The 9,796-nt window shown below is 69.5% G+C and carries 11 protein-coding genes; 4 read left to right on the top strand and 7 right to left on the bottom strand.

Features of this window, described 5'->3' with window-relative positions; all coding sequences use genetic code 11:
* From C1H66_RS17500 to ytfE, 7 genes are all read right to left on the bottom strand, one after another.
* Positions 1–812, bottom strand: an 812-nt coding sequence (locus tag C1H66_RS17500) for a U32 family peptidase (protein ID WP_102629165.1), incomplete at its 3' end; no start/stop codon positions are given.
* Between the two features lie 10 nt (positions 813–822).
* Positions 823–1,818 (bottom strand): ubiquinone anaerobic biosynthesis protein UbiU, encoded by a 996-nt coding sequence (gene ubiU / locus C1H66_RS17495; protein WP_102629164.1) that lies wholly within the window; start codon positions 1,816–1,818, stop codon positions 823–825.
* Between the two features lie 102 nt (positions 1,819–1,920).
* The gene (locus C1H66_RS17490) at positions 1,921–2,640 is read right to left on the bottom strand and encodes an anaerobic ribonucleoside-triphosphate reductase activating protein (protein WP_102629163.1); all 720 of its coding nucleotides are present in this window, start codon (positions 2,638–2,640) and stop codon (positions 1,921–1,923) included.
* A 47-nt stretch (positions 2,641–2,687) separates the two neighbouring features.
* A complete protein-coding gene (gene nrdD / locus C1H66_RS17485) occupies positions 2,688–2,846 on the bottom strand; it encodes an anaerobic ribonucleoside-triphosphate reductase (protein ID WP_102629162.1) in 159 nt (52 codons plus the stop codon).
* A gap of 50 nt (positions 2,847–2,896) precedes the next feature.
* Positions 2,897–4,630 carry a ribonucleoside triphosphate reductase gene (locus C1H66_RS17480; RefSeq protein WP_102629161.1) on the bottom strand — a complete coding sequence of 578 codons (1,734 nt, stop codon included), beginning with the start codon at positions 4,628–4,630 and terminating at the stop codon, positions 2,897–2,899.
* 227 nt (positions 4,631–4,857) lie between these two features.
* On the bottom strand, positions 4,858–5,466 hold the full coding sequence (locus C1H66_RS17475; RefSeq protein ID WP_102629160.1) for a hemerythrin domain-containing protein: 609 nt from the start codon (positions 5,464–5,466) through the stop codon (positions 4,858–4,860).
* Positions 5,467–5,527: 61 nt separating this feature from the next.
* Positions 5,528–6,184 carry an iron-sulfur cluster repair protein YtfE gene (ytfE, locus tag C1H66_RS17470; protein WP_102629159.1) on the bottom strand — a complete coding sequence of 219 codons (657 nt, stop codon included), beginning with the start codon at positions 6,182–6,184 and terminating at the stop codon, positions 5,528–5,530.
* 153 nt (positions 6,185–6,337) lie between these two features.
* On the opposite strand from ytfE, the gene norR reads away from it, so the two are divergent.
* The 4 genes from norR (at position 6,338) to C1H66_RS17455 (ending at position 9,741) form a co-directional block, all read left to right on the top strand.
* Complete coding sequence (norR, locus tag C1H66_RS17465; protein WP_102629158.1) at positions 6,338–7,882, top strand: nitric oxide reductase transcriptional regulator NorR; 1,545 nt, start codon at positions 6,338–6,340, stop codon at positions 7,880–7,882.
* Between the two features lie 286 nt (positions 7,883–8,168).
* The gene (locus C1H66_RS17460; protein ID WP_102629166.1) at positions 8,169–8,873 is read left to right on the top strand and encodes a succinate dehydrogenase iron-sulfur subunit; all 705 of its coding nucleotides are present in this window, start codon (positions 8,169–8,171) and stop codon (positions 8,871–8,873) included.
* A gap of 49 nt (positions 8,874–8,922) precedes the next feature.
* The gene (locus C1H66_RS22980) at positions 8,923–9,087 is read left to right on the top strand and encodes a hypothetical protein (protein ID WP_170064180.1); all 165 of its coding nucleotides are present in this window, start codon (positions 8,923–8,925) and stop codon (positions 9,085–9,087) included.
* Between the two features lie 36 nt (positions 9,088–9,123).
* Entirely contained in the window at positions 9,124–9,741 is a 618-nt protein-coding gene (locus C1H66_RS17455; protein WP_102629157.1) for a TetR/AcrR family transcriptional regulator, read from the top strand.
* The last annotated feature ends 55 nt before the right edge of the window (positions 9,742–9,796 follow it).

Raw genomic sequence — 9,796 nt, 5'->3', positions numbered from 1 at the left:
CCGCGACGGGCCGCGTCGAAGGCGGCGACCACCGCGGCCATGCCCTCGGCACGGGGGCTCAGCCGGGCCACCGTCACGCCCATCCCGGCCATGGCCGGCACCTCGTGGCGCAGGTCCTGGCAGGCGCCGGAGAGGGTCTGGATGCCGTTGAGGGTGAACACCTCGCGGGACTCCTGGGAGCGCAGCGCCAGGCCCTCGGGATGCTTCTGGCAGACGAACCGGCAGCGATCCTTGGGCTTCTGGTAGCGCCGCGCGGTGAAGCAGCGCGACGACCAGGCCAGCGGCAGGTGACCGTAGGCGAACACCTCGCAGGGCGCCTCGATGCCCGCCTCGCGGCAGTCGGCCAGCAGCCGCGCCAGGTCGGCGCGGGACATCTCCACCGGGGCCTGCCAGCGCTGCATGCCGACGCGGGCCAGCACGCCCAGGGTCGCCGGGTTGTAGAGGTTGAGCGCCGCCCCGGCGACGAAGGGCAGCCCATTGGCGGAGAGGCGCTGCACCGCGCTCTGGTCGTTGGCCTCGACCACGAACTCGCCGTTGTCGCACAGCCGGCGCAGGTCGCGCAGGTCGGCCTCCGACTCGATCAGCGTCTGGCTCGCCAGCACCACCCGCTTGCCGCCCTGGACCAGCTCGCGGCCGATCCCCAGCCAGTCGTCGAGCTTCATGTCGCGGCGGCGCGAGCAGACCGACTCGCCCAGGTTGACGATCTCGAGGGGCCAGTCGGCGGCCTCGCGGTAGAAGTCGGCGTAGCGCTCGCGGGTCCAGTAGAAGAGCACCGGACCCAGCGACAGCTGGAGCGTGGGGGGGGCGGACATGGGCTCTCTCCTATTTCCAGCGGCGCTCGTAGGCGCCCAGGGTGGTGGTGGCGCCTTCCGAGACCTCGTCGAGGCCGGCCATCCAGGCGGGCTCGGGGTGGAAGCGCTCGGGTGTGCGGGCGAGGCGGTCGAGCGCCTGGCGCCAGATGCCGGCCACCTTCGACACATAGGCCGGGCTGCGCTGGCGGCCCTCGATCTTCACCGCGCTGATGCCGAGCGCGGCGAGTTCCGGCAACAGCTCCAGGGTGTTGAGGCTGGTGGGCTCCTCGATGGCGTGGTAGGTCTCGCCCCCCACCTCGAAGCGCCCCTTGCACAGGGTCGGGTAGCCGGCCCGCTCGCCCTCGGCGTAGCGGTCGATCAGCACGCCACCCAGGCGTGACTCCAGCCCCTCGGGGGTCTCCTCCCAGCGCACCTGGGCCGCCGGCGAGCAGACACCGCGGGTGTTGGGCGACTCGCCGGTGAGATAGGACGACAGGTAGCAGCGCCCCTCGGCCATGATGCACAGGCTGCCGAAGGCGAACACCTCGAGCTCCACCGGGCTCTGCCTGGCCAGGTCGCGCACCTGGGTGATCGACAGCACCCGCGGCAGCACGGCGCGCCGGATGCCGAACTGCTCGTGGTAGAAGCGCAGCGCCTCATGGCTGGTGGCCGAGCCCTGCACCGAGAGGTGGCGGGCGAGCGCCGGATGGCGGCGGGCGGCGTAGTCGAGCAGCCCCATGTCGGCGAGGATCAGGGCGTCGACGCCGAGCTCGGCGGCCTGGTCGACGGCGCCGGTCCACATGGCCCAGCCATCCGGCTGCGGGTAGGTGTTGATGGCACAGAACACCCGCTTGCCGCGGGCGTGGGCATAGTCGATGCCTTCGCGGGCGCGCCGGTCGGTGAAGTTGAGGCCGGCGAACTGGCGGGCGTTGGTGGTGTTCTGGAAGCCGAAGTAGACGGCATCGGCCCCTTCGTCCACGGCGCGCTTCAGGGCGGGCAGGTTGCCGGCGGGGCAGACGAGCTCCATTGCGGACTCCTGTCGATGAAAACCCGACCATGCTAGTCGACCATTCGCCGGCGGCCCTTGACGCGGGTCATGGCGAGGCCGGTTCGGGCGGCCGGCGGCCGCTCAGCGGCGCAGCGCCAGGCTCGCGAAGGCGGGGCGCAGGCGCTCGACGAGGGCGTCCAGTGCCGCCGCACTCGGGGCGCCGGCGACCGGTACGGCGTAGTCGCGGTCGAGGCACTGCACGGTGCGCGCGACCTGGATGGCATAGCGGCGCACACCGCACCCGGCGAGGCCGAGGGCCAGCCGCTGCAGCGCCGCCAGGTCGAAATCGCGCCAGTGCACGGTGGTGCGGCACTCGAACTCGACGCCGCTTTCCAGCAGCAGGGCCAGGCTGCGGCGGTGTGCCGCCTGCAGGCCGGGGCGGCCGGCGATGCGGTCGAAGGTCTCGGCGTCGCCCTTGACGTCCAGCCCCACCCAGTCGAGCCGGGGCAGCAGCTCGGCCAGGCGCTGGGGGTAGACCCCGGCGGTGTGGAGCCCGACCTTGAAGCCCATGGCCTTCACCGCGCTGATGGCGGCCGGCAGGGCGTTGTGCAGGGTCGGCTCGCCGCCGCTGAACACCACCGCCTCGAGCAGCCCGCGCCGTCGCGCCAGGAAGTCGCGGACCGCCTGCCACTCCGGCGGCTCGCCGCGCCGCGGTGCCAGCAGCTGCGGGTTGTGGCAGTAGCCGCAGCGCAGCGGGCAGCCCTGCAGGAAGACCACACAGGCCAGCTGGTCGGGATAGTCCAGGGTGGTCAGGGGCGTCAGGCCGGCCACCGGTAGCCGGATCGTGTTGCTCTCGGACATGGCGAAGCTTCCGGGCCGGGCACCCGGGGATGCCCGGCGTGAGGGGGTCAGCGGCGGGTGGCCGACTCGGTGAAGTGGCGGCGCTCGCGATGCTCGGCGCGCTTGCCGAGGTTGAACTGGCTGACCGGGCGGTGGTAACCCATCACGCGGGTCCAGACCTCGCAGCGCTGGCGCTGTTCGGTGGGCAGGCTGTCGTGGTGTGTCATCTCTTGGCTCCTTCCAGTGGGTTGCAAAAACAGCGGGTTGAAAAAACGCCTCAGGCCGGGGTGGCCGCGGCGCGTCTTGCCAGCAGTGCCTCGTCGCACTTCGGGCAGAACTCGTGTTCGCCGGCCAGGTAGCCGTGCACCGGGCAGATCGAGAAGGTCGGCGTCACGGTGAGGTAGGGCAGGCGGAAACGCGACAGGGCGGTGCGCACCAGGGTCCTGCAGGCCGCAGCACTCGAGAGCTTCTCGCGCATATAGAGGTGCAGCACGGTGCCGCCGGTATAGCGGGTCTGCAGCGGATCCTGGTGGAGCAGCGCCTCGAAGGGGTCGTCGGTATGGCCCACCGGCAGCTGGCTGGAGTTGGTGTAGTAGGGCGCCTCCGGCGTGCCGGCCTGGAGGATGCCGGGGTAACGGGCGCGGTCCTCACGGGCGAAGCGATGGGTGGTGCCCTCCGCCGGGGTGGCCTCCAGGTTGTAGAGGTGCCCGGTCTGCTCCTGGAAATCGCGCATCCGCCCGCGCACGTGGTCGAGCACCTCCAGGGCGAGCTGCTGGCCCTCCGGGTCGGCGATGTCGTAGCGGTCGTCGGAGACGTTGCGCACCATCTCGTTGAGCCCGTTCACGCCCAGCGTCGAGAAGTGGTTGCGCAGGGTGCCCAGGTAGCGCCGGGTGAAGGGGTAGAGGCCCTCGTCCATCCACTGCTGGAGGCGGCTTCGCTTGAGCTCCAGGCTGTCGCGGCCCAGCGTGAGCAGTCGGTCGAGTTCACGGAACAGCCCGGCGCGGTCGCCGGCGAAGCGGTGGCCGAGCCGCGCGCAGTTGAGCGTCACCACGCCCAGCGAGCCGGTCTGCTCGGCGCTGCCGAACAGGCCGTTGCCGCGCTTGAGCAGCTCGGAGAGGTCGAGCTGCAGCCGGCAGCACATGGAGCGCACCATGTGCGGCTCCAGGTCCGAATTGAGGAAGTTCTGGAAGTAGGGCAGCCCGTACTTGGCGGTCAGGGCGAACAGCCGCTCGGCGTTGGCGCTCTGCCAGTCGAAGTCGGGGGTGATGTTGTAGGTGGGGATCGGGAAGGTGAACACCCGCCCCTGGCGGTCGCCGGCTTCCATCACCTCCAGGTAGGCGCGGTTGAGCAGGTCCATCTCCGCCTGCAGCTCGCCGTAGGTGAACGGCTGCTCCTCGCCGCCGATGACCGGCACCTGGTCGCGCAGGTCCGCCGGGCACACCCAGTCGAGGGTCAGGTTGGTGAAGGGCGTCTGGCTGCCCCAGCGCGACGGCACGTTGAGGTCGTAGATGAACTCCTGGATCGCCTGCTTCACCGCCGGGTAGTCGAGGGCGTCGCGGCGCACATAGGGCGCCAGGTAGGTATCGAAGGAGCTGAACGCCTGGGCGCCGGCCCACTCGTTCTGCAGGGTGCCGAGGAAGTTGACCATCTGCCCGAGCGCGCTGGTGAGGTGGCGCGGCGGGTCGCTCTCGGCGCGTCCCGGCACGCCGTTGAAGCCCTCGATCAGGAGCTGGCGCAGCGACCAGCCGGCGCAGTAGCCGCACAGCATGTCGAGGTCGTGGATATGCAGGTCGCCCTCGCGGTGGGCCGCGCCGACCTCCGCCGGGTAGACCTCGTCGAGCCAGTAGTTGGCGATCAGCTTGCCCGAGACGTTGAGGACCAGCCCGCCCAGGGAGTAGCCCTGGTTGGCGTTGGCGTGCACGCGCCAGTCGGCGCGTTCGAGGTACTCGTCGACCGTGGCGGCGACCCGGACGGTCCCGTGACGACGACTCTGTGCGGTAGGTGCACTCACCACTGCTCTCCCTATATATAGTGATTTCATTACAATGTGGCACCATATGTTGTGCTGATAGCAGACTAGCCGTCCCGTTGGCTAGATAACATGATCCAGATCAGCAAGAGCGTGATGACCGGCCTCGGGCCAGCAGCGAAAGTGAGGCACGCTGGTCCCCCATGGGCCGGTGGAGCCCATGGGGAGGCAGGTTTCGGGGGGGCGGGAGCGGATCAGGGGTGGGCGACTCAGGCGGGCCTGGCGTCGCACAGCGGACAGAAGTCGGCCTGTTCGCCGTGCCCCAGGCGCAGCCCGGTGCGGTTGTCGGCAATCTGCCGGTAGAGCAGCTGGAAGCTGGGGCTGCCCTCGGCAGGGCTGGCCAGCGGGAATCCGGACGTCATGCCGTCAAGCGCCCGGGCAGGGACCTGTCGCTCGATGAGTGGGAAAATGTGCCGGTTCTCGGTATGCAGGTGGTGGTGGTAGAGCTCGCTGAAGGCTAGGGCCAGGTTGCGCAGATTGGCGTCAGCCTCGGCGTCTGGCGTCTCGTCCGCCATTCGGTGGAATGCCGCCTCGAGCTCGCGGCCATAGGTCGTGATGCGCCGGTGTTCCACGACCAGCACCTCGAGGGTGTCGTGGCTGTCGGGGTGGCGCGCGGCGAGGTGCTCGAAGAGGGCATCCTCCACCCGGTGATGCCACTCCTCAGGTTGCCGGGTCAGGTAGTGGCAAAGCCGCGCCAGCAGTCGGTAGTCGGGGATCTCCTCGCAGGCCGCGATATGCAGCTGTCGGTCGAGGATGCAGAGTAGCGCCTCGTAGCGGTGGTGGTCGGCGTGCAGGCGTTCCAGAACGATGGCTTTCATGGTGGCCTCCCCGGTGCGTCACCGTTGGTCGCGGCGACGCACCGTCGCGTGTGCGACCGGCTCAGCCGGCGCGTTCGAAGAGCAGGTTGTTTTCCAGGTGGATGTGCTGCATCAGGTCGTTGCGGAATTCGTGCAGCCCGGTGTAGAGGGCGCGCCAGGTGGTGCAGGCACCCTTCGGCGGGGTGATGTCGTCGGTCAGCGCCAACAGCTGGGCGAGATGCTCGCCGTGGTCGTCGTGCTCGTGGCGCATCACCGCGATGGGTCCCCGGGCCTGGGCGCCCATGCCCCGGCGCAGCATCGGGAAGAGGATCTGTTCCTCCTTCTGCATGTGGCTCTCCATCTCCTGGTGGATCGTGGTGAGCAGGTCGGCCAGCCCGTTGGGACAGGTGTCGCGCTCGCCGTGGACCTGCTCGACGCGGCGTGCCATGCGCACCAGCTCGGGTAGCTGCTGGCGGTGGACGTCGTGGTAGCGGGTCAGGAGATGGTCGATCAGCACGTCATTGCTGGCCGACTGCCAGTCGAGCTCGTCGCTGGCACCGGCCGGCAGTGCCTCGAGCTCGGCGACCAGGGCGTCGGGGGCCAGCCCCGCGCGCTCGGCCGCCTCGCGCAGGCTGATACGGCCGCCGCAGCAGAAGTCGATGTTGTGGTCATGGAAGACACGGGTGGCACCCGGCAGGGTCAAGGCGGTACGACCGACGCTCTGTTCCAGCAGGCTCATGGTGTGGACTCCTCGATGAAATTGGATGGCATTCTTGATAAGCAAGGGGCGTGCCAGGATGTGAGCGCCCGTCGCTTGAGGTATTACCGGCTTGAGGGTGAAAATTACCCGGCTAAACTCGGGTAAATAGAACCCTGAAAGGTAAAAATCACCATGCTCGATGAGACTCTGCTGGCGGACCTAGTCGCCGACCTGCCCAGCGCCGTGCGCCTGCAGCGGCTGACGTGCACCCTGCGCGAGGGTTTTCGCTGCGGCGCCGTCTGCCTGCTGCGCCTGGAGGAGAATGCGCTGGTGCCGGTGGCCGTGGATGGGCTGGTTCGCGAGGCGCTGGGGCGGCGTTTCGAGGTGGCCCATCACCCCCGCCTGGCCACCATTCTCGCCAGCCGTCGGTCCACGCTTTTCCCGCCGGATGCCAGCCTGCCGGACCCCTACGACGGCCTGGTGGAGCAGCAGCCCGGCCAGCCGCTGCACGTTCACGACTGCATGGGCATCAGCCTGCACGTAGAGGCCGAACCCTGGGGCGTATTGACCCTGGATGCGCTGGAGGCGGGCACCTTCGATGACGCCGATCGCACGGCTCTGGAGCGCTATGCGTTGCTGGTCGAGGCGGCGGTACGGGTCAGTCGCCTGGAGCGGGACCTGCGCGCCCTGCGCATGGCGCAGCAGGATGGTAGCGTGCCTCTCGAGGTGCCCGAGGTGCGCGACATCCTCGGCCACAGTGCGGTGCTCCAGCGGCTGCTGCGCGAGCTGGACGTGGTGGCGGCCTCCGACCTGCCGGTACTGCTCAGCGGGGAGACCGGGGTGGGCAAGGAGCTCTTCGCGCGTCGCTTGCACCGGCGCTCTTCCCGACGTGCCGCGCCGCTGGTGCAGGTCAACTGTGCCGCGCTGCCCGAGTCCCTGGCCGAGAGTGAACTGTTCGGCCACGTGAAGGGGGCCTTCTCCGGCGCCACCGCCGAGCGTGCCGGCCGCTTCGAGGCGGCCGACGGCGGCACCCTGTTCCTCGACGAGGTAGGCGAGCTGCCGCTGCCCGTCCAGGCCAAGCTGCTGCGCGCCCTGCAGGAAGGCGAGGTGCAGCGCCTGGGCGAGGACACCCCGCGCCGGGTCGACGTGCGGATCATCGCCGCCACCAATCGTCACCTGGCCGACGCCGTGCGCGACGGCCACTTCCGCGCCGACCTCTACCACCGGCTGTCGGCCTACCCGGTGGCGATTCCGCCGCTGCGTGAGCGGGGGGGCGACGTGCTGGTGCTGGCCGGCCATTTCCTGGAGATCAACCGTGCCCGGCTCGGGGTGCGTAGCCTGCGACTCTCGCCGGATGCCGAGGCGGCGCTGCTCGCCTACGCCTGGCCGGGCAACGTGCGCGAGCTCGAGCACGTGATCAGCCGGGCGGCGATCAAGGCGTTGAGCCAGGGCGCGCGGCGCGACGAGATCATCACCCTGGAGCCCGCCCGACTCGATATTCCCGTCCGCGCCGCGGTGCCCGGTGGTGCATCGGAGCCACCGCAGGGGGCGGACGAGATCGCGCCACCGACGCTGCGTGAGCGAGTGGAACAGGCCCAGCGCCAGGCGATCCGCGAGGCACTGGTCGCCTGCGACGGGCGCTGGGCGGCGGCCGCCCGGCGGCTGGAGGTGGATCCCAGCAACCTGCACAAGCTCGCCAGGCGGCTGGGGCTCAAGGTCGGGGGCGGGACACGCTGAAGGTCGAGTTGCTCCTCCTGCCCTGACGGCTATCCTGTAAGACGTAAAATACACGCATCTTAGCGCTCGTGCGCTGGCTCTGGCGGTTCACGGTAGCGGGTGGTCGCCATCGCCGCGATTTTCCTCAAGCCGATCGTACGCCTGATGGCAGGGTGTCTGATCATGGGGGCTGCCGGGTCGGTTCAGGCCGATGATCAGGCGGCAACCCGGGGGGCTGGCTGCCCAGCCTCCTGAGGTAAACGCCCCAGGAGGGATTCGCCTGATGTCAGCCGGAGACCAGCCCATGATCAAGGTGCATCTCTATCGCTATCATCCCGAGCAGGACGACCTGCCGAGAATGGCAAGCCTGGAAGTCGAGGAGCGCTTTCGCAAGGCCATGGTGCTCGACGTCCTCGAGCACCTCAAGCAGCAAGATCCCACCCTGGCCTATCGGCGCTCCTGCCGGGAAGGGGTGTGCGGCTCCGATGGCATGAACATCAACGGCAGGAACGGCCTGGCCTGCATCACCCCGGTGGAGGCGGTGTTGGGCGATTCCAACACCCTGACCCTGCGTCCGCTGCCCGGCATGCCGGTGATCCGCGATCTGGTGGTGGACCAGTCGCTGTTCTTCCGGCAGTTTGAGAAGATCCGACCCTGGCTGATCAACGACGACGCGCCCACGGCCATCGAGCGTCTGCAGAGCCCGGCGGATCGCGAGAAACTCGATGGCCTCTACGAGTGCATCCTCTGCGCCTGCTGCAGCTCGGCCTGTCCCTCCTGGTGGTGGAACCCGGACAAGTACATCGGCCCGGCCGGTCTGATCCAGGCCTACCGCTTCCTGATCGACAGCCGCGATACCGCCACCGACGAGCGCCTGGCTGAGCTCGACGACCCGTTCAGCGTGTTCCGCTGCCGCCAGATCGCCAACTGCACCTGGGTCTGCCCCAAGGGGCTCAACCCCATGCGTGCCATCGGCCAGATCAAGGCGATGCTGCTGGCGCGCGGCAGCTGACCGCAGATGCGATGCCCACCCCAGGAGGTGCGAGAGGGCCTTTCGACAGATGAAGGATCTGCTCGAATGGCTGCACGATGTCCATGATCGGCTGTTCGACCCGCCCCCGGGCCTGGCCAACCCGCAGCCGGTCGAGCGGATGAGGTTGGCGCTGGCGTTTCTGGTCGACCGCGTCGGGTCATGGCCACTGGCGCGGGAGAGTGTCGTGGCATAAGATAGTAATCAATTACTATCTTATGGCGAGACGACCATGGCAGCGAAACGTCACCTCACCGCCGAGGCGCGCCGCGAGCGCACCGTGGAGACGGTCATCGAGCTGTGTGCCCGCGACGAGCCGGCGACGCTCACCACCGGGGCGATCGCCAGGCAGATGGGCGTCACCCAGGGGGCGCTGTTCCGTCACTTCCCCAGCAAGGACGCCATCTGGGAGGCCGTGGTCGACTGGGTCGGCCAGCGGGTGATGCAGCGCGTGGACGCCGCGGCGGCCGGCGCCGATGCCCCCCTCGCGGCGCTCGAGGCGATGTTCATGGCCCATGTCGCCTTCATCGTCGAGCACCCCGGGGTGCCGCGGCTGCTGCTGGGCCAGCTGCAGCATGCCCGGCCGACGCCTGCACGGCACATGGTGCGCTCGCTGCTGTTTCGCTACCGCGAGCGGATCACCGCCCTGCTCGAGCAGGCCCGGGCGGCGGGCGAGCTGCGGGAGGGGCTCGATCTCGAGGCGGCGACGATGCAGTTCATCGGCACCATCCAGGGCCTGGTGATCCAGGCGCTGATGGCCGGCGAGGTGACGCGACTCCTCGACCAGGCGCCGGGCGTCTTCGCGATCTACCGTCACGGCATCGCCGCCGACGGGCAGGCGCGCTCATGACGCCCCCGGCGAGGCGCCTGGGGCGGGCGGCCATGATCCTGGCCGGCCTGGCACT

Source organism: Halomonas heilongjiangensis (assembly GCF_002879645.1).
Classification (GTDB): Bacteria; Pseudomonadota; Gammaproteobacteria; order Pseudomonadales; family Halomonadaceae; genus Halomonas; species Halomonas heilongjiangensis.
Note: the sequence above shows the minus strand (reverse complement) of the source record. Positions and strands in the feature narration are given on the sequence as shown.